The organism is Marinobacterium iners, assembly GCF_017310015.1.
In the GTDB taxonomy this organism is placed as follows: Bacteria; Pseudomonadota; Gammaproteobacteria; order Pseudomonadales; family Balneatricaceae; genus Marinobacterium; species Marinobacterium iners.
Window position 1 is genome coordinate 2,437,079 of record NZ_CP022297.1, and the last position, 21,836, is coordinate 2,458,914.

Genomic DNA, 21,836 nt, shown 5'->3' on the forward strand with positions numbered 1-21,836 from the left:
TGTTGCGGGTAAATGAATGTGTTCAGAGAGTACGGCGCCCCAGCGCCTGCTCGCGCAACGCACGTCGCGAAACCTTGCCGATCGAGGTACGCGGCAACTGCTGGCAGAACTCTACCAAGCGCGGCACCTTATAGGGTGTCAGCCGTTCACGGCAATAGTCGCGTACTGCCTTGATGGTCAGTTGTTGACTGGCAGGCACCACGTAAAGCTTGATCTGCTCACCACTGCAGCTGTCCGGTAGCCCTATCACAGCGCATTCCAGAATATCCGGGTGGCACGCAATAATATCTTCCAGCTCACTGGGATACACTTTGAAGCCTGATACATTGATCACCTCCTTGCGACGGTCAATGATACGCAGATAACCCTGTGTATCGATCAGACCGATATCCCCTGTATCCAGCCAGCCTTCATGAAAGGCCTGCTGTGTTTCGCCATGCTGATGCCAATAGCCCTGCATCAATTGTGGCCCGCGCACGAAAATGGAACCAACCTCGCCATCGGGCAATCTCTGGTCCTGCTCACCAATGATACGAACCTCTGTATCCGGCAACGGACAACCGACACTGCCCAGATGAATATCATCGGGCCGGTTCACACTCACCACCGGTGAACACTCGGTCAGGCCGTAACCTTCACAAATAGCGTTGCCCGTCACTTGCTGCCAGCGTTGTGCGACCGATTGGGTGAGCGCCATACCGCCTGAAATGGTCAACTTCAAGCGACCAAAGTCCAGGCGCTGAAACTCCGGTTGCTGACACAGAAAGATGAACAGAGGGTTGATTCCGGCCACTACAGTCGGATCGAAACGATCCCAGCACTTGACCAGAGTCCGGATACGACGCGGGTCCGGTACCAGCTCAATACAGCTGCCAATGCTCAACATGACCAGCGTCAACATGAACGAGTAGATATGATACAGCGGCAAGGGTTGCAGCAGTTTTTCCTGACCCGGCTCACAATAGTGGTCAAGCAAGGCACGAATCTGGGCCAGATTCGCCAGCAGTGCCTTTTCACTCAGCATGGCACCCTTGGCAGGCCCTGTCGTTCCACCGGTGTACTGCAGCAATGCCAATGACTCCTGTTGGCCGAACCGCTCCGGCGGCTGCCAAATCAAGCCGCCGCCCTTTTGCATCACTTGGGTCAAGCGCATGCATTGTATACCTGATAATTGAGGTACCGGCTGGAGCAACTGTGTCGCACCGCCTCGTTTAAAGCGGGCGGCCAGATTCAGCACCCAGCGCTTACGCAGAGGATGCAGATCACCCAGCTCGGTGGTAACCAGATATTCGATTTCGGTGCCGGCAAGCTGTTGACACACCTGCGCCTGCAGCGGCGCAAAGGCAACCAGCGCACGCGCACCCGAGTCTTTCAAGTGCTGACACAGCTCTTCACAGCAGTAAAGGGGATTGGTATTCACCACCACCAGCCCAGCCCGGCGAGCCCCAAACAACACCACTGGATATTGCATCAGGTTGGGGAGTTGTAATGCGATTCGGTCGCCCGGCTGCAAATCGGTTTCATGCTGCACCCAGGCGGCAAAGCGGCGTGACAGGCGATCCAGATCAGCAAAGCTGATACTGGCTCCCATATGCCCAAAGGCCGGACGTTCATCAAAACGGCGCGCCAGCAACTGGAGCATGTCGGACAGACTGTCGAACTGCGGCCCGGGCGCCTGCATCAGGACGCCTCCGACAAATCACATACAACTTCGCCGTCATTGAATACAACCAGCTCACCCGCCTGCAGTCGCTGCCACTGTTCGTTATCCGTGAGCGGTTCGGTGGCAATGACAGTAACCACGTCATTCGGTGTTGTTTCAGCGCCAAAGTCCACGCTCATCTCGCAATCTTTCAGCCGAGCCTCGCCAAAAGGTGCCCGCCGTGTAATCCAGGCCAGCTTGGTACTGCAATAACAGAACAAATGGGTAGACTCACTCAACAGCATGTTGAACACGCCCAGCCCGCGCAGCCTCTCACAGCACTGGTGAATAAAGCGCTCCAGCTCATGCAGGTCAGTTGGACGTTCGGGGTAGCGGTTACGGATCTGATCCAACAGCCAGCAGAAGGCATATTCGCTGTCGGTGGTACCCACCGGATGATAGAACTTCAATGGCCAGTCGAACAGGTTCGGGTCAAGCTGACCGTTATGGGCATAGGTCCAGCTATAGCCCCACAGTTCACGACTGAACGGGTGGGTATTTTCCAGGCAAACCTGGCCGACATTGGCCTGACGAATATGGCTGATCACCACCCTGCTCTTGATCGAGTAGTCCGCGACCAGATTCGCAATGCGCGAGTCTGCACTGGGCTTGGGATCATGAAAGCAGCGCAGCCCCTTGCCCTCATAAAAGGCGATACCCCAACCATCCCGATGCGGACCGGTGCGACCACCGCGCTGCATCAGACCAGTAAAGCTGAAACAGATATCCGTCGGCACATTGGCACTCATGCCAAGCAATTCGCACATGGCCTAGCTTCCCTTGGCACTGAGGGTAATACGGTCCGGCAGCGAGTCGATCAGACTGTAGTCGATGCTGCCACTGTGTTCACGCACTGCCTCTTCAGGGTGATATTCCAGCTGTGGCGTAACCTGAAGCCGGCGCTCGCCGACAAAGCAACCCTGTGGGTCAATGCTCAGATTATCACTGTAGACGGTGGCGCGTACCTGCCCGCCACGCTCGATATGCAGCTGATCGCAGATCAGTTCACCTTCCAATACACCACTGACTGTTACGTTACGTGCCTTGATACGGCCACGAACACAGCCATGGCGCCCGATAGAGATATCCTCGGACGAATCAACACTGCCCTCAAACAGGCCATCCACATGCATCTTGCCGGATACCTGGGTATCACCCTTGAAGTGATTGCCCTGAGCGATGATGGTTACTGCAGACCGACCTGATTTAGCGGATACATCGCGTTTAATGATTCCCAAGGTACCTCCTCGACACGACTGAACAGGGAGTCGAAATTATCCAGCCCCCACTGTACAAAGGGCTCCGGGTTCAGAGGCCGATACAGATGTCGAACCTCGTAGTGTAAATGAGCACCGGTGGAGCGACCGGTGTTGCCACTCAGTCCGATCTGCTGCCCCTTGTAGACAAAGCTGCCGCTTTTGACCTGCACCTTGTGCAGGTGGGCATAATAGGTCTTAAAACCGAAATTATGCTGCAGAATGATCAGATTGCCAAAGCCGCTGCCCTTGCGATAGCCGGCATACTCAACCACACCATCTGCTGTGGCATACACGGGTGTGCCTGTGTCAGCCTTAAAGTCAGTACCATTGTGCATTTTGCGGGTTTTGAGCACTGGATGGAAACGCATGCCGTAGCTGTCATTCACCTGCTCCGCCTGGATCGGCACCCCGTTGGGAATACTGTGCAGCAGGAACAGACGCTGACGAGCGGCCAGCCGAGCGAGTTCCAGCCTTTGCTCAGCATTATCGGCAGCGCTGTCTTCAGCCAAAAGCCCCAGCATCGATTCCAGATCATCCAGAGCAGTACTGAATTGATGATTTTCCAACGCGAGTTGCTCACGTTCTTCTGACAGACTGGACAGGGTTGCACCCAACTCCCCCAGCTCGGATATGTAGAGCTGCTGGGTACCCAGTAACATTTCATACTGCTCGTTCAAGCTTTGATGGTCACGTTCCAGATCCGTCAGATTGTCGTGGGTCTTCATCAATAACCAATTGGATACAAAAAAGCTCAGCGCTGACACCAGCAGGAACATCAGCATCAAATAGCCCAATACCCGGTGAAGGGAATACTGCCGGGAGCCACGCACGGTGGTCAGTGTCAGAATCAGCTTACGTCGCAAACGGGATACTCATACGCTCAAATCCAGCTACTATAACCCGAGTACCCCCACGCCACCAGTAACACGACCCTGATCAACGCCACTGGCAAAAGGGAGTTGCTGGAGCGTTTTTTAAGGTAGACTGGGTCACGACCACTCATTGTGCGGAGTAGATGGATGTTACCGCTGGCACTCTATATTTCGGATGAATTCAGGCTGTTGAGTCGAGCCCAGCTGCAACGAGGTGTAAGCCAATACTTTACGGTCCCTGACCAGCTATTGGTCAGTGCCTGGCAGGAGTTGAAAAACCTGACTCCGGAAGTATGGCAACCCAGGTGCAGGCAAGAACAAATCCAGACGGATATCTGTCTGCCGACACGACTGCCACCGCCGCTGAGTATTGAAGAATCCAATCAGCGCTTCAACCAATATCTGAACTCGCCAACACCGCGGAACACCCCGCTGATCATTAATCCTGCTGATCTGCACCCTCGTTTCGAGCCGCTTCTGCGCGAGCGAATCAGCGAGGGAATCAGCAAACGGCTACAGGTAATTGCCTTGGCTGCACGCGAGCAGGGACGCGAAGTGCTGTTACTCTCCCCTTCGGAAGAGGCTCTCGAACTTACACTGGGCATTTTTACCAGTACCCTTGCCCTGCCGGGTCTGGAAGGCTGGAACCATTTTGGTATCTGCCTTCCGACAGCATCAAAACGCGCACTTCCAACCCTGGGATATCTGGAACACTTGGGGCGTGCGTTCAAGCTTAACATTCCGGTCCTGCTGCTGACTGGTGCACCGGAGACCTCGGAAATCAGTAACGCCCAACACCTCGGCTACCCTGAATATCCGGTCATGACCGACCCTGCACACTGCGACATCGCATTTGAGCTGTGCGACACTTTCCTGCACAGTACCAATAACACCTGCCTGCGTACCCGGCTCGCCAAATCCCGCCCTTTTCCTGATCACTATTCAGCTCCGTTACCACCAACCGACATCTACTTGCCGGCCAGACTGAACGCCACCGGCCCCATACGCGGCCAATGGTTGATTGAACAGGCACTGCAGGACGCATTGCAGCGTGTTCAACGGGAAAGATGGGTTGCCTGCCCTCTGATCGCAGGCGAGAGCTGCACCGATACGCTGGCCAGAGAACGCTTTAACCCTGCTCATGTTGAAGACATGATCGGCGAGGTTTGCGATTGTACCGAAGCGCAGGTGCGTGAAGCATTTCAGCTGGCCGTGGAAGCACAGCCCGGCTGGAATGACGTTCACGTCTCTCACCGCGCTGATCTGATTCTACGCTGGGGGCAGCGGTTACAACAGGAACTGAATACACTGGCCACATTGTGTGTTCGCGAATCAGGGCTTGTGCTGAATGATGTACTGGGTGATCTGCGTACCGCCATCAACCTGTGCTACTACTATAGTGCTCAGGCTCGAACACAGCTGCAGACACGCCCCCTGCACGGTCTGCCCGGTGAGGTGAACCAGCTGGAACTGCACGGCCGCGGTGTCTACATTTGCATCACGGATGACAATGACCCACTGGCCACTCTTGTGGGTCAACTTGCGGCCATTCTGGTTAGCGGCAATGCCGTTTTGGTCAATACAGGCAGCGCCACGGCTTTCAGCGCGACTCGACTGATCGAACTGCTGCTGGAAACCGGTCTGCCTGAGTCGCTTGTCGCGCTGCTGCCAGGCCCTACCGAACGGGTTTCGGCCTGGATGGCTGAAGACTACCGGCTGGCAGGTGCCGTGTTTTTTGGTGATGCCAGTGAAGCCACAGCTCTGAATGCAATGATCAGCAACCGCTCAGGGGCTTCGCTGGTACCGCCACTGACTCACAGCAGCCTACCCGGTACTCAGCTGGTTGACCGACCACTGGACAACCGTGAAGTGCGCGAACTACTGCACAGTGCCTTCAGTTTTGCCGGCCAGCGACGCGCCTCACTGGGCATGCTTTATATTGAAGAGTCGATAGCCGACCAGCTGGAAGCCCAACTGATCAGCAGCCTGCAGCTTTTGCACCTGGGCGATCCGGCACAACCTGACACCGATATTGGCCCACTGGTCAGCCGTCATCAGATGGACCGGGTCTATCACCACATTGAGCGACTGCGTGTGCGTGATCGCTTGCTGGCACAACTGCCACTGGACGACCGCCATGACAATGGCTTTTTTGTACCCCCAACGCTGCTGCGACTGTACACCCTGGATGAGCTGCAAGACTGTGTAAATGGCCCCATACTGCACCTCATCCGTTACAACCGGGAAAACCTGCAGCGTGTGATCGACGAAATCAACCGTTACTGCCAGGGGCAGGCATTCGGCATTCACACCCATGATGAAGCACTGATCGCTCGGGTGCGACAACAGCTGCAGGCCGGCAGCCTGATGATCAACCGCAGCCTGGCCGACCTGTCAGCCGGAGTAAGACCTGCCGGCGGGGCAGGCACATCAGGTACCGGGCCGCTCTATGGCGGCCCCAATTACATCACATCATTTGTGCGTGAACGCACCATCTCGCGCCAGCTCTGATCAACCGGCCGAGGCACGATTGTTTCGTGCCAGCCGGAAGCAGGGCTGGTAATCGTCATGATTAATCTTCATGCGGCGCTGTGAAACGAAGGATTCCAGCAACTCATCCAGCGCCTCGATCACCTCAGGTTCGCCGTGCAGCTCGAACGGCCCATGTTGCTCAATGGCTCGAATACCCGGCTCCTTGACGTTACCAGCCACAATGCCGGACAGCGCACAACGCAACTGGGCTGCCAGCTCATGATCCTCCTGCCGACGAGACAGGTTAAGCCCGCGCATGTTGGCGTGTGTCGGCTCGAAAGTCTGCTGCAGCGACAACGGGATATGCAGCTGCCAGTTGAAATGGTACGCCTCTCCGGTCGCCTTTCGATATGAAGTCACGGCTTCCAGTCCCACCCGCATCCGCTCCGCCACCTCATACGCATCATCCACAACGATTTCATAGCAGCTGGCGGCACGCTCACCCAGCGTATTGCGGATAAAGCGATCCACGGTTTCAAAGTAGGCCTCGCTGCCAGCGGGACCGGTAAAGATCAGCGGGAATGGCTGTTCTGTATTATCCTGCTGCAGCAAAATGCCAAGGATGTACAAAATCTCTTCTGCTGTACCAACCCCCCCGGGGAATACGACAAAACCGTGCCCAAGCCGTACGAACGCTTCCAGTCGACGCTCGATATCAGGCATGATGATCAGCTCGTTAACAATCGGATTGGGAGACTCAGCCGCAATAATGCCTGGCTCCGAGATACCCACATAACGGCCATCGTGGATACGCTGCTTGGCATGAGCAATCGTGGCGCCCTTCATCGGCCCCTTCATGGCTCCCGGACCACAGCCGGTACAGATATTCATGCCGCGCAGGCCCATCTCGTAGCCCACCCGCTTGGTATAGTCATATTCAACCTGATTGATCGAATGTCCGCCCCAGCATACCACCATGTTCGGCTTCACATGGGGCCGCAGAGCATTGGCATGACGCAGGGTGTTGAATACCTGATTGGAGATGGTACCGGACAGGTCCAGCCCCTCGCAGCAGCCATCAATTTTGTCACTGACATATAGCAGGTCACGCAGCACCGCAAACAGGTGCTCGTGAATCCCCTGAATCAGCTCACCATCGACAAACGCTGCGGCTGGTGCATTGATCAGATCCAGTTGTACCCCTCGGTGCTTCTGACTGATCTGTACATCGAACTCGCGAAAGCGATTCAGCACCAAACGGGTACTGTCCATTTCGCTGCCACAGTTCAAGACCGCCAGTGCACACTGACGAAACAGGTTGTACAGACCGCCCTGGCTTTTGTCCTGCAGTCGGGCCACTTCATAAGGTGAAAGAACATCGAGATTGTCCAGCGGTGTTACGCTGGAGGTAATGTAGTGCTCGGTCATCATACTGACCTCCTTGTTCGCTACTGCTTTGACACACGCCGATACCTGCGTGTGGCTTTAACTATGAACGCTGCCGGACAGATTTACTACCACCGCATGTCAACCCTGTTACAGCACCTCACTGAACTGATATGCAGCAAAAGCCTAACCGGACGCGTTGTAATTGGTCTCACCTTGAATTAGTTTGAAGCCATACACTGTCGTACAAGGAAGCCTGCCGATGTCTGCATCAAAACTGTATATCCTCGATACCAACGTTCTGCTGCATGATCCCAAGTGTCTGTTCCAGTTCAAGGAGCAGGACATCACCATCCCGATGACCGTGCTCGAAGAGCTTGATTCAATCAAGGACCGCAAGCAGAACGTAGCCGCAGAGGCGCGGCATGCCATCCGCGTGATTGACAACATTCTGTCCAGCGCCACCAACTCCGGCCAGATAACCAAGGGTGTGCGCATTCTGATTGAGGGCAAGGAACGCGAGCAGAAACTGGGCAAGCTGTCGATCTTTCCGGATCATGAACTGACCAGCCGCCAGGGCTTCCTGCCGGATGAAAGCAACAAGGACAATCGCATCATAAACTGCGCTCTGCACCTGCAGGCCACCTTCCCTCACAGGCAGATTGTTCTGGTTACCAAGGATATCAACATGCGCCTCAAGGCGCTGGGGGCAGGCCTGCAGCGGGTAGAAGACTACCGCACCGACCAGCTGGTATCCGACATCGACATGCTGCCAGCCGGGCACCATCATCTGGATGCCCCCTTCTGGGAAGGCGTGGACAAGGTTGACAGTTTTCAGGAGGACGGCCGTACCTACCATAAGGTGGATCGCAGCCTGCTGCCTGACACCTACATGAACGAATACATCTATGACGACAGCAAGGATTTTGCGGCACGCACCGTTAAGGTGGATGAAACCACGGTTACGCTGCTGGATCTGGGCTATGAGCGCCTGATGCAACAGTCCTGCTGGGGGATTCAGCCGATCAATCTGCAGCAGGCGTTTGCGATGCAGTCATTGATGGATCCCGAGGTCGACCTCAGTATCCTGCTGGGCGCCGCCGGCTCGGGTAAGACGTTGATAGCGCTGGCCTGTGCACTGGAAATGGTGATTGAAGAACAGCGCTTCAACAAGATCATCGTGACACGCTCAACTCCCCCAGTGGCGGAGGACATCGGCTTCCTGCCCGGCACCGAGGAGGAGAAGATGACGCCCTGGATGAGTTCAATCAACGACAACCTTGAAGCGATGCATGAACAGGACGAGCGTCCACAGAGCAGTGTCAAATACGCGATTGAGAAAGCCAACATTCAATTCAAGTCACTGAACTTCATCCGCGGCCGCAGCATACAAAATGCCATCGTACTGATTGACGAAGCACAGAACCTGACGCCTCAACAACTCAAAACCATTCTGACCCGCTGTGGCAAGGGTACCAAGATGGTATGCCTGGGTAACCTGGCGCAGATCGATTCCAATTACCTCACAGCACTGACCTCGGGCCTGACCTACATTGTCGAACGCTTCCGTGACTTTGAAGGTTCGGCCAGCGTTCACTTTGAAGGCATCTTCCGCTCACGCTTGGCAGAGTACGCCGAAGAACACCTCTGAACAGCGTCAGCCTGCGCAGTTGCAGCGAACCAAACGGTTCGCTGCAACAGTGGAATTCAAAACCGCGACAATCGCGAGACCAAAGTCTAAAAACCGCCTCAACGCCTTATCTCACGCGGGTTACAGCCTGATGACACCACCCCGGCAAGGCACCGGATTCGAGCAGTGAGTTTTATTCTGTCGACAGTTGCATATAATGCACCGCACCAACGTATTCAGCGTAAATAATCATGCAATCTGCGCGCGGGACCGAGCATCAGCCGGTGACCGCTGCAGTGAGACCCGGAGGTCCTGACCGATTTTGTGCCCAACGGCACGGGTCCGATCAGGTGTGCCAAAAGCCTTCCTCCCGGTTTCTGAATCCCATTGTTTACGATCAAATGGCGAACTCATATGACCACTAAAACTGTAGATGTGCTGCTTGTCGGTGCCGGTGCCATGAGTACCACCCTCGGGATGATACTCAAACAGCTGGACCCGGCCCTGAAGATCTGTATGGTCGAGCGTCTTGACCATGTTGCGCGCGAGAGTACCGACGCCTGGAACAACGCCGGTACTGGCCATGCGGCCTATTGTGAGTTGAACTACACGCCCGAGCAGCCTGATGGCAGCATCAATACCACCAAGGCGTTCGCAATCAACACCTCCTTTGAGGTCAGCCTGCAGTTCTGGTCCTATCTGGTCGAGCAGGGTAACCTGCCTTCACCCCGTGAGTTCATCAACCCGGCTCCGCATCAGAGCTTCGTCTGGGGCGAAAAAAACGTTGAGTTTCTGCGCAAGCGCTACGCCGCGCTGAGCCAGCACCCCTGCTTCAAAGACATGGAGTACAGCGAAGACCACGCCGTGTTGCGCGAGTGGATGCCGCTGGTAATGCAGAACCGCGACCCGTCCGACAAGGTTGCCGGCACCCGGGTTCGCTATGGCTCTGACGTCAACTTCGGTGCCCTGGCACGCAACCTGGTCAGCAACCTTGAACAACAGGATGGCTTCGATCTGCTGCTTGGCCGCAACGTCAAGGACCTGAACAAGAACAGTGATGGCAGCTGGGACGTGGTGCTGAAAAACAACAGCAACGGCAGCTCTGAAACCGTTCGCAGCCGTTTCGTGTTTCTCGGTGCTGGCGGCGGCGCACTGCCACTGCTGCAGAAGTCTGCAATCGAAGAAGGTCGGGGTTACGGCGGCTTCCCGGTCAGCGGCATGTGGCTGGTCTGCAAACGCCCAGAAGTCATCGAACAGCATCAGGCCAAGGTGTACGGCATGGCACCGATCGGTGCTCCGCCCATGTCGGTTCCACACTTGGATACCCGTGTGATCGATGGCAAGAAGGCGCTGCTGTTTGGGCCCTTCGCCGGCTTTACCACCAAGTTCCTCAAGCAGGGCTCGTTTCTGGACCTGCCGCTGAGCATTCGCCCAAGCAACCTGGCGCCAATGATGTCGGTGGCAATGCACAACATGGACCTGACTCGATACCTGATCAGTGAAGTGCGCCAGTCTCACCGTTCGCGGGTTGAATCTCTGCGCAACTTCTTCCCGGATGCAAAAGAGGAAGACTGGGAACTGTCCTATGCCGGTCAGCGTGTGCAGATCATCAAGCCTGGTACCGAACGCGCGGGCAAGCTGGAATTCGGTACCGAAGTAATAACCTCTGCTGACGGCTCACTGGCGGCACTGCTGGGCGCATCTCCGGGCGCTTCCACTGCTGTCAGCGCCATGTTGAGCATCGTCGAGCGCTGTTTTGCAGAGCGCATGAAGGAAGAGAGCTGGAAACAAAAGATCACCGAACTGGTGCCTTCCTACGGCCAGAACCTGACTGAAAACACGGAGCTGCTGCTTCAGGTGCGCAAGCGCACGCTGTCGGTACTGGAGCTGGATCGCCAGTCTTGATCACTTGCCGAGGGGCCTTTTACAGGCCCCTCACAGTTCTCTTCACTGGCTGTTGCCTGCTGCACGGGCTATCATCTGCAACAGATGGTTTCGAGGTTCCCATGCATCAACTGACCCAATGGCTTAAAAAACTCCTTATTCTGCTGGTGCGTGGCTACCAGCTACTGCTCAGCCCCTTTCTCGGCAACAACTGCCGTTTCTATCCCAGCTGTTCCAGCTACATGATCGAAGCGATCGAAGTGCATGGCGTGTTCAAAGGGCTATGGCTCGGTACTCGACGCATCCTGCGCTGCCATCCCTACAGCGACGGTGGAATTGATCCTGTACCTCCACGCTGTGGCTGTGCCGGCCACGACGAGCGTTCCGAATTGTCACAACCTGACTACACTGAAAAGAATCACTGACCGCCACCGGCTGCAGGAGCAAAGATGTTTTCTCCACTGAGTGTCATTCTGGTTGTTGTTGTCTACATCGCGTTCCTGTTTGGTCTGGCTCAGTGGGGTGAGCAGCGCACACGACGCGGCCAGCCGTTTAACTCGGCTACCCTGTATGCCCTGTCTATGGGAGTCTACTTCACCACCTGGACCTTCTACGGCAGTATCGGTTTTGCCACTCAGTCCGGCTTGTTGTATCTGGGTATTTATGTTGGCGCTTTACTGTCCATTTTCTTCTGGCAGATGACCCTGAGGCGCATGATTGCGGTTAAGGAAACATTCCGTATCACCAGCATTGCCGACCTGATTTCGACTCGTTACCGACGCTCGCAACGGATCGCGGCGCTGGTAACCTTGATCGCCTTTCTCGGCCTGCTGCCCTACATCAGCCTGCAGCTTGAAGCGGTGGTGCGTTCTTTTCGCCTGATCACCATTGAAGAAGCCGATGGTATCCACTGGAGCTCTTCAGGGTTGCTGATCACCCTGATGATGGTGGTGTTTACCATTCTGTTCGGGGTACGCCGCCTGGACCCCACCGAACGGCACCAGGGAATGATTCTTGCGCTGGTGGCCGAATGCGTAGTCAAGCTGGTGGCCTTTTTGGTACTGGGCGGCTTCATTACCTGGTACTTTTTTGATGGTCCGGTGGATATGTATCAACAGATCCAGACCAACGGCTATCAACACCTGCTCGGGTTGGGAGGCGAAGATGCGGGTATCCAGTGGCTGACGCTGATCGTACTCAGCTTCGTTGGTGTGCAGCTGCTGCCACGTCAGTTCCATGTATCCGTGGTGGAGAATGTGTCACCCCGTCACCTGGGCCGTGCACGCTGGATGTTTCCGCTGTATACGGTTCTGATCACGGCCTTCGTGATTCCGGTCGCCGCAGCCGGCATGATTCTGGGCCTGCCCGAAGCCCGCGCCGACTATTTCATGCTGATGGTTCCACAGGCATTGGGCCAACCGCTTCTGGCATTACTTGCCTTTGTTGGCGGCTTTTCAGCCGCCAGCGGCATGGTCATTATCACAACCATGACACTCTCAACCATGGTCTCCAACCACCTGCTACTGCCGGTCTGCGAGAAGTTTGATAATCTGCGCTGGATGCGTACCTGGCTACTGCAGGTCCGCTGGGTACTCGTGGCACTGATTCTGTTTGGCAGCTTTGGTCTGGCACGGCTACTCAGCGATACGCACATGCTGGTGGCTGTAGGCCTGATCTCATTTGTAGCCGCACTGCAGCTGGCACCGGCAACCCTCATCGGTCTGTTCTGGTCTCGCGGCAACAGCATGGGGGCTTTTCTTGGCATGCTGGTCGGTTTTGCCCTCTGGGGATGGACATTGATCATCCCAGCCTGGGTGGAGGAAGGCTGGGTGTCAGCCAGTCTGCTCAATAACGGGCCTTTCGGGATTGAGTGGTTGCGACCGGAAATGCTGTTTGGCCTGGACCTGCCTCAGGTTCCTCATGCCGTATTCTGGTCTCTATTGGCCAACATCCTGTTTTATCTGCTGGGGTCCTGGTTCTACCACCCACAAAAACACGAACGCACACTGACTACCGAATTCCTGTATACAACGCGAGCACTGCGCACTCAGGAAAAAACACGCCCTACCGGACTCAATGCGTATATCGAATTAGCCCCCAAATTGGTGGAGGCGGAACAGTTACTCAAGCGCTACCTGGGTGAAGAGAAGGCGCAGCACAGCGTAAATCGTATCGCCGAAGACCTGCAGGTTTACGACAAGAGTCACATTTCGGTTGTGGAGTTGATGGAGTTCCACCGCATGCTGGAGCAGGTACTGGCAGGTTCAATTGGGGCTGCCAGCGCGCATACTGCCATTGAGGAAAGTATTCGCTATACCGACCGGGAACGCTCGGACCTGACCGCCATTTACAGCCATATTGTAAACGAGTTGCAGGGGTCCTATCGTTTTCACCCGGACAAGGCGCACGAGCCACAAAATCACAGCTTTGAAGCATTGGATGATCTGCAGAACCAACTGGAACGGTTGCAGCTGAAGGTGGACCAGCAGAAGAATCAGGTTGAGCAGCTTGAAACGCGCCTGGAACAGCGTTACCAGGAGATATTCGATTATCGAGTGGAAGCGCAGCGCCTGCGTCATGAAAACGAGACGCTGCGTCAGCAGCTGCTGCAGAAACCCCAACAGGAGGGGTAGGCAGGTTCAGTCGGCCGACTCTTCCCGATGGAAATGGACATCCATCTGCGGGAAGGGAATGCTGATTCCCTGACGGTCAAACTCCAGCTTTACCTTTTCTGTGGTATCCCAGAGCACCGGCCAGTAGTCGGCATTTTTGACCCAGGGACGCACGTTGAAGTTAACACTGCTGTCGGCCAGCGCCGCCACATTCACGACTGGCTCAGGCTCTTTCAGTACGCGCTCATCCTGAGCAAGAATATCAACCAGAATTTGCTTGGCTTTCAGCAGGTCATCGCCGTAGCCAATGCCGAATACCATATCCACGCGACGTGTCTCACGTGTGGAGTAGTTGGTAATGTTGTCAGCATAGATTTTGCCATTGGGGATAATGACTTCGCGGTTGTCGCCGGTACGAAAAACAGAGTTGAAAATAGTGATGTGCTCAACGATACCGGTCACGCCACCGGCTTCAACGAAATCACCAGCCTTGAACGGACGAAACACAATCAACATTACGCCTGCAGCAAAGTTCTTCAGCGAATCCTGCAGTGACAAACCAATGGCCAGACCAGCCGCACCGATCAAGGCGATCAGCGAGGTAGTATCAACACCCAGCTGACCCAGTGCAGCAATGATAACAAACAGCAGCAGTAGAGCATGCGCGATGGAACTGATGAAGTTGATCAGCATTACATCCATTTTGCTCTTGCGCAGCAGTCGCCCCACCACATTCATCAACAGTTTCACAACCAGACGACCCACAAAAAAGATCGCGATTGCCAGGGCGATATTGACCGCCCAAGGTAAAATATATTCCTGAGAAAAGGCTTCCATTTGTGCTCCCCTTGAAAATTCAGGCACATTAATCATGTTTTGCTGCCGTTCATGTACGGGACAGCTCCTAAACGATAAAGTGTTTGTAGTGTAAAATCATGTTTTTGTTGATTACGCAGATGGGAAAACGATGAGAAAAACAGCCCTGTTCACCGCCCTGCTCAGCTTCTCGTTACCGGTTCTGGCTGAGAAAGGACATATTGCCGACGATGTGTACGTTTTTTTCCACGGCGGCCCAAGCAATGAGTACCGTATTACCGGCCGGGTTAACAGTGGCGAGCCCGTGGAAATCCTGGGACGTAACAACGGTACCGGTTACGTTCAGATTCAAACAGAGAGTGGTCGTACCGGCTGGATGCCCGATCAGTTTGTAGCGACGGGGGACAGCAAGCTGATCGAACTGCCAAAACTGGAGCAGTCTCTGGAGCAAAGCAAGGCCACCATCAGCCAGCAGGCAAAGACCATTGAGCAGCTCAACACCAGCCTGAGCCAGCTGAAAAGCGAGAATGGGACCTATGATGATCAGATCAGAACACTCAACACCGAGATTCGGGACCTGCAGTCTCAGATTGCAAACATGGATCAGAGCAACCTGATGCGTTGGCTGACCTATGGAGGCCTGATCGCCTTTGGCGGCGTCATCCTGGGACTGGTGATGCCCTATATGCCGCGCAAGCGCAAACGCCGCGACGACTGGTTCTAGGCGCTGACACGCCCCAGAGACGGAGGCAGGGGTTCCAGTTCGGCAAACCCTTCGCCTCTGGCCCAATAATGGCGCCCCTGCTCTACCCTGATCACCCCTTCAAAGCGCTGCTGCAGGTATTCGACCGCCTCTTCCAGCGTATCAATATCACAGAGTATTACGCCGCCGCGCTCGTTGTCGGTGGCAAAAATATAGCTTTTCACGCATTCACTCCCGCTGAAGTCTCAGGCCATCGCCTCATAACTGAGCCGAATCATCCGGTGAAAGGAGAGCATTGGCCTGATAGTGTTCAGCCCACTTCACCAGCTCCTCCGCCCGCATCGGCCGGGCAATATGGTACCCCTGCGCCTGATCACAGCCAAGCTCATGCAGCACCCGCAGATCCTGCTCGTTCTCGATACCTTCCGCCACAACTATCAGCTCCATCGCATGACTCATATCGATCATGGCCTGTACCAGCCGCGCGTCAGTACTGCCTGCCTGTACTCCACTGACGAAACTGCGATCAATCTTGAGCATATCGAGTGACATCTGGCGGATATAACTGAGGCTGGAGTAACCGGTACCGAAATCATCAATGGCGATACGCACGCCTTGATTGCGCAAGCGGCAGATTTCATGCTCGGTGCGCTCGGCACTGTGCAGAAAACTGGTTTCAGTCAGCTCCACCACAAACTGATCGGCCGGTAACCGGTAGGTCTGCAGTGCCCTGAGGACCTGATCCGCCACTTCAGTACGCTGAAACTGACGAGCAGAGAAGTTAACCGACATTTTCAGTACCAGGCCCTGAGCCAACCAGTCAGCCGCATCCCGTACAGACTGATCCAGCACCCAGGCACCAATTGATTCAATCAGGCCGGTATCTTCGGCCACCGGGATAAAATCATCCGGCGCTACGCGTCCCAGTTCCGGGCTGTCCCAGCGAATCAGGGCTTCGACACCCAGCAGAGTGCCACTTCGAAGACAGACCTGTGGTTGATACACCAGGGTGAACTCTTCACGCTCCAGGGCCTGATGCAAGAAACTGTTAATACGATAACGACTCAGCGTCTGCTCGTGCAGAGCGGGCGAAAAGAAGCAGATATTGTTGCGGCCCCGCTCCTTGGAGTGCTCCAGCGCCACCTCGGCAGCTCGCACCAGTTCTCCCGGCTCATCGGCATCAGTCGGAAAGACCGCCACACCCATGCTGCCACGTACACGCACTTCACGATCATCAATCAGGATCGGCAGTGACAATGCCCTGCTTATCCGGTCAAGACAGGCCGTGATGCAGGTCTCATCCCTGATCTCTGTCAGCATAATATAAAACTCGTCCCCGGACGGTCTCGCCGCGGTGCCGCACTCCTGCAGCGCAGACTCGATCCTCTCGGCAATCTGCTTCAGCACCTGGTCGCCACCACTGTGGCCAAAGCGATCATTAATCTGCTTGAACATATCCAGATCCAGCGCCAGAAGCGCCAACGATCGCTGCTGCTCGCGGGCAAAACCCAGCGCCATCTGCAGCCGGTCATGAAAAAGCCGACGGTTGGCCAACCCTGTCACACTGTCAAACCAAGACAGCTGCTGCATGCGTGCTTCCGAGCGCTTGGCTTCGGTCAAGTCATGAAATATGGCGGCATACTGTGTAATCTGGCCGTCGTCATTCTCGATGGCGGTAATGCTGAGCCATTCAGGATAAATACTGCCATCCTTGCGACGGTTCCAGATCTCCCCTTGCCAGCGCCCTTCTTGCTCCAGAGTCTGCCAAAGCTGACGGTAGAACTGACGATCATGACGCCCTGAACTGAGCATGCTGGGGTTACGCCCCAGCGCTTCCCAGGCTTCATAACCGGTGATGGCGGTAAACGCCGGGTTAACGCTCTGAATATGACCCGTGCCATCCGTGATCACAATCCCCTCGCGGGATGCATTAATCACCCGTTCAATCAGGCGCAGGTTATGCTGAGACTGTTGCAGGGCACGGCTCTTGTCATGCAGCAGCTCTCGCAGCCGATAGATGTAGTCCAGCTCGACACTGCGCAGTATATCGCCATAGGAGGCCAGGCCAATCACTGTCTCGTTGTGATCCTTGACGCCGATATGACGGCAGTTGTGCTCTCGAAAATAGCGCCGCACATTATAAAGGCTCAGGCGGCTGTCAACGGATATCAAGCTTGGCAGTGCCAGGCCAGCCAGCGGCTGATCCAGGTCGACCGCTTCGGCCAGCAGATGAATGACATCGGTTTCAGTCATGATCTGCCAGCCTTGAGCATCATCACCTACCAGCATGGCGGTATAATTCACGCTGCGCAGGCGCTCGATTGCCCGCCTCAAGCTGCAATCCGGGGACAGTCTGAGTACATTGAAGTTGGTAATTTCTTCCAACGATTTGAGAAACAGGTCGTGCTCCAGCCCTTGACTGTTAACGACATCACTCTGGCTGACAATACCAACCCATTGACCGGCCATCCCGACAACAACTGCATGGGCTGCACTTTGACTGATGAACTCAAGCCCCAACTCATCCACGCTCAGATTGGCATCCACCTGCAGTACCGGTGCCAGCATACTGGCTTCAATCAGGGTATTGCTGGAGCCCTGCTGCAACACCAGCTGCATCGCTCTGCTACGGGTCAAGAGCCCCACCGGACGGGCACCATCTTCCACCAACACTGAGCCAATATGGTGCTGCGCCATCAGGGTTACCGCCTGCGACAGGGGGGCACCGAGTTCGATGCTGATAATTTCAGCCTGGCAGATTGCTGCAACCTTCATTGCCGGCAGATGTCGGAGATGTGTATTCATGATCTGCAAGATTACCACACTTCGCAATTTGCGCTAATTGTAGTCTATCAGTGACAGATTTTTGATTCGCATCAAAGCATTGCTCTGCTGTCACAGCTGTGACAGCATCCATGCATTACCTGCCGATTGCCGGATTCATTGTCGGAACCTTTTTCGGAACTGCGACCATGCAACAACCCTCTCTGAGCGCCCTGACCGCTATTGTTGAACAGATTGCGCGTACCGGCGATCCTGAAGCAATGATGAGTACCATCGTCCAACGCCTGTGTCAGCTGATGCACGTTGATGTATGCAGCCTTTACCTGTGCACACCGGATCAGGAGCATCTGATCCTGGCCGCGACCGAAGGTCTGTCCAGAGAAGCTGTTGGCAAGGCCCGACTGAAGCTTGACGAGGGACTGGTAGGGCATATAGCCGCCTCACTAAGCACTCTCAATCTTGGCGATGCGCCGGCGGATGATCGCTTCGTGTTCATTCCGGAAACCCACGAAATGCCGTACCACCGCTTTCTTGGCGTACCACTGATCCATCTGCGCCGTCTGGTGGGTGTACTGGTGGTGCAGGGGCGCGAGCGTGAACCTTTTTCCCAAGAGGTTGAGGCCTTCCTGATTACCATCGCTTCCCAGCTGGCCGGCAGCTTGCATGCCCTGCAAAGTCGGGGGGACTGGTACGAGCAACGCCCGCGCAGCAATCGCGGCGTGTACCGTCGCCATGTCGGTCTGAAGGGAGCCACGGGGCTCGGCCTTGGACGGCTCTGGCTCGTAAAACCACACATGTCGCTCGATCAGGTTCAGCCCGGGATCAACAGTGATCCGGTGCAGGAGCGCGACGAGTTGCTGGCGGCCATCTCCATGGTCAGTGACGAGCTTGAGTCCGGTTCAGGCCATCTTGGCAGCCACCTGCCCAGCGATGTACACGCGCTGTTCAGCGTCTATCAAATGATGCTGCACAGTCCGGAGCTGACCCAGCAGACACTGGCACTGATTGAGGCCGGCGACAGTGCGGCCTGGGCATTGCGTCAGACAATCGAGCAAATGGCTGATCAGTTTCACCAGTCGGAAGACCCCTACCTGCGCGCCCGTGGTGAGGATATCGCCAACATCGGCCAGCGGGTACTGAACCAGCTTTTATCGCGCGAACGCCCCGTCATCGAAACCCCGGATGAAGAGCTGGTCCTGGCCGGCGAGCTGGTCAGTATCGCCGACCTGGCTGACTTTCCACTGCAACAGATTCGCGGCATTCTGTGCACTCAAGGATCTACCCTGTCCCATACCGCCATTGTCGCCAATGCGCTGGGGATTCCTGCAGTGATGGGGCTGGAGCAACTTGAACCGGAGCACCACCGTGGCGCTCGCGTAATTGTTGATGGCAACCGGGCAGAAGCCGTACTTAATCCGCCACCACCGCTGTTGGCTGAATACAAGCGGATGATCGCGGAAGAAAAACGTTTTATGGAAGGGCTCGAGAAGCTGCGCGATGAGCCCGCCGTAACCCAGGATGGCTTCCGCGTAACCCTGCTGACGAACACCGGTCTGCTGGCAGATGCCACTCCCGGTCTTCAGCGCGGCGCTGAAGGGGTTGGTCTGTACCGGTCGGAAATTCCGTTCATGATTCATGACAGCTTTCCTACCGAGCAGGAGCAGTTCACCCTGTACCAGAAGGTGCTGAAGGCCTATGCGCCTAGGCCCGTTACAATGCGTACGCTGGATATCGGTGGCGACAAGCAGCTGCCCTATTTCGACATCAGCGAGAGTAACCCCTATTTAGGCTGGCGTGGCATCCGCTTTACGCTGGACAATGCCCAACTGTTGATCAGTCAGGTGCGTGCCATGCTGAGGGCCAATGTCGACACCGACAATCTGAAGCTGTTGGTGCCGATGGTTGGACGGGTGGACGAGATGCAGGCGTTTCGCCAATATGTGGAGAAGGCGGTCGATTCACTGCTGCGCGAAGGACATCAGGTAAAAGTGCCACCGATCGGCATGATGATCGAAGTGCCCTCCTCCATGTTGCTGCTGTCAAAGCTGGCCCCCTACATCGATTACGTTTCGATCGGCTCCAACGACCTGACACAGTATCTGCTGGCGGTAGACCGTAACAACCCGCGCGTCTCGGCGCTGTTTGACCATCTTCACCCGGCGGTACTGGTGGCCCTGGAATATATTCTGCAGCAATGCAAGGCCCTGTCACTGCCGGTGTCAATCTGTGGCGAGATGGCTTCAGACCCGGCAGCAGTACTGGTACTGACTGCCATGGGCTATGACTGCCTGAGCCTCAGTGCCTACAACATTCCCCGTATCAAACTGCTTATCCGCTCGATCAACCGGGACGAGCTGCTGCCGGTACTGGAGCAGGCCAGAGCCTGCAACAGTGAAGCCGAGGTACGTGCACTGTTGCTGCCTGTACTTGAGCAGTATGGCTGGGGACGTGAGCCACGCCCGCATCTGAACGACCCTGACAACGCCGAAGCGGGCTACCAATAACAGATTAGAAGTTACCAAGGCGGATACAGAGGAAGTTGTAGATCTCGTTCACCACATCCACCTCGCAGCAGCTCTCCACACCTTCAAAGCCGGGGGATGAATTGGCTTCACACACCTTGTAGTGATCGCCGGCAAACAGCAGATCCACCCCCGCGATCTCCAGGCCCAGTACTCTGGCGGTTTCGATCGCCAGCCATTCGATTTCGGGAGTCATCGGATAGGGCCGAACCGAGGCCCCACGGGAGAAGTTGGCCTTGAAGCTGCCCTCTTCCGCCACCCGCTCCATGCAGGCCACAGCTCGCCCCCCGATCACAATCACGCGCAGGTCTCGGCCACGACTGTCGGCGATGAACTCCTGCAGAATGATGTTGGCTTTGGGGTTGGTCAGCTCCACCATCTGCATCAGGTCTTCAAAATGGTTCAGGGTTTCGCACAGGAACACGCCGCTGCCCTGAGAGCCGGAAAGCGTTTTTACCACCACCGGAAAACCGATCTGTTTTTTCACCAGTTCCGGGTTGACTGGAAACTTAACCAGCATGGTTTTGGGTACCGGTAGCCCGTTCTGAGCCAGAATCTGGTGACTGTAGAGTTTGTCCTTGACCGTATCGATGCTTTCGGCCGAATTGAAACTGTGTACCCCAAGGCGCTCCAGGTGACGAATGACCGCCAGCGCAAAGTAATTGGTGCCTGCCCCCATGCGAGGCAGAAAGAAATCCGGCAGCGGGGTGGACTCGCCGTTGATCATTACGCTGTTGCGATCATCACGGGTGACCGTAAGGTCGAAGTCCTCGGGCTGATACACGCGGATATCGATGCCGTGCGAAGGCGCACGCGCAACCAGTCGCTCAAGTTCGTAGGTTTCCTGTTTGACCAGGGTGCTGTCCGATTTGTAAAGAATCCAGCCAAGCATCTGTCGGGGCTACTCCGAAGGGTGTGAGCGGCGATATTAAGCCCGCCACATGAGCTGTACCAGAGTCTAGGCCAAAAAGTTTTACACCGCCTGCCACAACATGAACACAGCACACTATACTCAGGCGAATAGATGAAAAAAATCCATGTTTCACCGGGTAAAAAGTGTTGTGTCAAACGGCGATATGGCGTCCAATGCGCGCACTTGTCGCACGCTGTCCAGACCTGTACAGCGGCCCTTTTTTACCCCCTATATCTGACACACTGACAGCTTCCTGATTCCGGCAGATGTGCTGCCCGGTA

16 protein-coding genes are annotated in these 21,836 nt (G+C 55.6%); 7 read left to right on the top strand and 9 right to left on the bottom strand.

The genetic code is table 11. The features are described 5' to 3' along the window. Positions 1–22: 22 nt before the first annotated feature. Genes CFI10_RS11800 through CFI10_RS11815 form a run of 4 tightly spaced genes read right to left on the bottom strand, consistent with a single transcriptional unit; the run spans position 23 to position 3,824 of the window. On the bottom strand, positions 23–1,681 hold the full coding sequence (locus CFI10_RS11800; protein ID WP_206834667.1) for an AMP-binding protein: 1,659 nt from the start codon (positions 1,679–1,681) through the stop codon (positions 23–25). Further along, positions 1,681–2,469 carry a class II glutamine amidotransferase gene (locus CFI10_RS11805; RefSeq protein ID WP_091823675.1) on the bottom strand — a complete coding sequence of 263 codons (789 nt, stop codon included), beginning with the start codon at positions 2,467–2,469 and terminating at the stop codon, positions 1,681–1,683. Before CFI10_RS11805 ends, CFI10_RS11800 begins: the two co-directional genes overlap by 1 nt. A 3-nt stretch (positions 2,470–2,472) precedes the next feature. Continuing rightward, complete coding sequence (locus CFI10_RS11810; RefSeq protein WP_206834668.1) at positions 2,473–2,940, bottom strand: bactofilin family protein; 468 nt, start codon at positions 2,938–2,940, stop codon at positions 2,473–2,475. Continuing rightward, a complete protein-coding gene (locus tag CFI10_RS11815; protein WP_091823681.1) occupies positions 2,889–3,824 on the bottom strand; it encodes a M23 family metallopeptidase in 936 nt (311 codons plus the stop codon). Before CFI10_RS11815 ends, CFI10_RS11810 begins: the two co-directional genes overlap by 52 nt. Positions 3,825–3,980: 156 nt before the next feature. On the opposite strand from CFI10_RS11815, the gene CFI10_RS11820 reads away from it, so the two are divergent. Continuing rightward, a complete protein-coding gene (locus CFI10_RS11820; RefSeq protein WP_206834669.1) occupies positions 3,981–6,344 on the top strand; it encodes a proline dehydrogenase family protein in 2,364 nt (787 codons plus the stop codon). Here the strand turns inward: CFI10_RS11820 and ppnN are convergent, their stop codons facing one another. After that, positions 6,345–7,736: a nucleotide 5'-monophosphate nucleosidase PpnN gene (ppnN, locus tag CFI10_RS11825; protein WP_091823687.1), complete on the bottom strand. Its 1,392-nt coding sequence runs from the start codon at positions 7,734–7,736 to the stop codon at positions 6,345–6,347. It lies immediately after the preceding gene. 217 nt (positions 7,737–7,953) lie between these two features. Between ppnN and CFI10_RS11830 the strand changes: the two genes are divergently transcribed. From CFI10_RS11830 to CFI10_RS11845, 4 genes are all read left to right on the top strand, one after another. After that, entirely contained in the window at positions 7,954–9,342 is a 1,389-nt protein-coding gene (locus tag CFI10_RS11830; protein WP_206834670.1) for a PhoH family protein, read from the top strand. A gap of 393 nt (positions 9,343–9,735) precedes the next feature. After that, positions 9,736–11,226, top strand: coding sequence for a malate dehydrogenase (quinone) (mqo, locus tag CFI10_RS11835; protein WP_206834671.1), 1,491 nt, complete (start codon positions 9,736–9,738; stop codon positions 11,224–11,226). Between the two features lie 101 nt (positions 11,227–11,327). Continuing rightward, positions 11,328–11,630, top strand: a complete 303-nt coding sequence (gene yidD, locus CFI10_RS11840) for a membrane protein insertion efficiency factor YidD (RefSeq protein ID WP_175527579.1) — start codon at positions 11,328–11,330, stop codon at positions 11,628–11,630. A gap of 24 nt (positions 11,631–11,654) precedes the next feature. After that, positions 11,655–13,838: a sodium:solute symporter family transporter gene (locus tag CFI10_RS11845; protein WP_206834672.1), complete on the top strand. Its 2,184-nt coding sequence runs from the start codon at positions 11,655–11,657 to the stop codon at positions 13,836–13,838. 6 nt (positions 13,839–13,844) lie between these two features. On the opposite strand, the gene CFI10_RS11850 is transcribed toward CFI10_RS11845, so the two are convergent. Continuing rightward, positions 13,845–14,654 (bottom strand): mechanosensitive ion channel family protein, encoded by an 810-nt coding sequence (locus CFI10_RS11850; protein WP_206834673.1) that lies wholly within the window; start codon positions 14,652–14,654, stop codon positions 13,845–13,847. Between the two features lie 130 nt (positions 14,655–14,784). On the opposite strand from CFI10_RS11850, the gene CFI10_RS11855 reads away from it, so the two are divergent. Beyond that, positions 14,785–15,357: a TIGR04211 family SH3 domain-containing protein gene (locus tag CFI10_RS11855; protein WP_091823700.1), complete on the top strand. Its 573-nt coding sequence runs from the start codon at positions 14,785–14,787 to the stop codon at positions 15,355–15,357. Here the strand turns inward: CFI10_RS11855 and CFI10_RS11860 are convergent. Both CFI10_RS11860 and CFI10_RS11865 read right to left on the bottom strand, forming a co-directional pair. Next, a complete protein-coding gene (locus CFI10_RS11860; RefSeq protein ID WP_091823703.1) occupies positions 15,354–15,560 on the bottom strand; it encodes a hypothetical protein in 207 nt (68 codons plus the stop codon). The two genes, CFI10_RS11855 and CFI10_RS11860, sit on opposite strands and share 4 nt — an antisense overlap. Before the next feature lie 34 nt (positions 15,561–15,594). Beyond that, positions 15,595–18,141, bottom strand: a complete 2,547-nt coding sequence (locus CFI10_RS11865) for an EAL domain-containing protein (protein WP_206834674.1) — start codon at positions 18,139–18,141, stop codon at positions 15,595–15,597. Positions 18,142–18,308: 167 nt separating this feature from the next. On the opposite strand from CFI10_RS11865, the gene ptsP reads away from it, so the two are divergent. Then, positions 18,309–20,624 (top strand): phosphoenolpyruvate--protein phosphotransferase, encoded by a 2,316-nt coding sequence (gene ptsP, locus CFI10_RS11870; protein WP_206834676.1) that lies wholly within the window; start codon positions 18,309–18,311, stop codon positions 20,622–20,624. A gap of 4 nt (positions 20,625–20,628) precedes the next feature. On the opposite strand, the gene CFI10_RS11875 is transcribed toward ptsP, so the two are convergent. Continuing rightward, positions 20,629–21,534, bottom strand: coding sequence for an ATP-grasp domain-containing protein (locus tag CFI10_RS11875; RefSeq protein ID WP_091823708.1), 906 nt, complete (start codon positions 21,532–21,534; stop codon positions 20,629–20,631). Positions 21,535–21,836: the final 302 nt, after the last annotated feature.

What these genes read in the sequence shown, in the direction of transcription:
- CFI10_RS11820 (WP_206834669.1), top strand. Translation starts at nt 3,981, where the DNA reads ATGTTACCGCTGGCACTCTATATTTCGGATGAATTCAGGCTGTTGAGT.
- CFI10_RS11805 (WP_091823675.1), bottom strand. Translation starts at nt 2,469, where the DNA reads ATGTGCGAATTGCTTGGCATGAGTGCCAATGTGCCGACGGATATCTGT.
- mqo (WP_206834671.1), top strand. Translation starts at nt 9,736, where the DNA reads ATGACCACTAAAACTGTAGATGTGCTGCTTGTCGGTGCCGGTGCCATG.
- CFI10_RS11855 (WP_091823700.1), top strand. Translation starts at nt 14,785, where the DNA reads ATGAGAAAAACAGCCCTGTTCACCGCCCTGCTCAGCTTCTCGTTACCG.
- CFI10_RS11865 (WP_206834674.1), bottom strand. Translation starts at nt 18,141, where the DNA reads ATGAATACACATCTCCGACATCTGCCGGCAATGAAGGTTGCAGCAATC.
- CFI10_RS11850 (WP_206834673.1), bottom strand. Translation starts at nt 14,654, where the DNA reads ATGGAAGCCTTTTCTCAGGAATATATTTTACCTTGGGCGGTCAATATC.
- CFI10_RS11875 (WP_091823708.1), bottom strand. Translation starts at nt 21,534, where the DNA reads ATGCTTGGCTGGATTCTTTACAAATCGGACAGCACCCTGGTCAAACAG.
- yidD (WP_175527579.1), top strand. Translation starts at nt 11,328, where the DNA reads ATGCATCAACTGACCCAATGGCTTAAAAAACTCCTTATTCTGCTGGTG.
- CFI10_RS11800 (WP_206834667.1), bottom strand. Translation starts at nt 1,681, where the DNA reads ATGCAGGCGCCCGGGCCGCAGTTCGACAGTCTGTCCGACATGCTCCAG.
- CFI10_RS11830 (WP_206834670.1), top strand. Translation starts at nt 7,954, where the DNA reads ATGTCTGCATCAAAACTGTATATCCTCGATACCAACGTTCTGCTGCAT.
- ppnN (WP_091823687.1), bottom strand. Translation starts at nt 7,736, where the DNA reads ATGATGACCGAGCACTACATTACCTCCAGCGTAACACCGCTGGACAAT.
- ptsP (WP_206834676.1), top strand. Translation starts at nt 18,309, where the DNA reads ATGCAACAACCCTCTCTGAGCGCCCTGACCGCTATTGTTGAACAGATT.
- CFI10_RS11845 (WP_206834672.1), top strand. Translation starts at nt 11,655, where the DNA reads ATGTTTTCTCCACTGAGTGTCATTCTGGTTGTTGTTGTCTACATCGCG.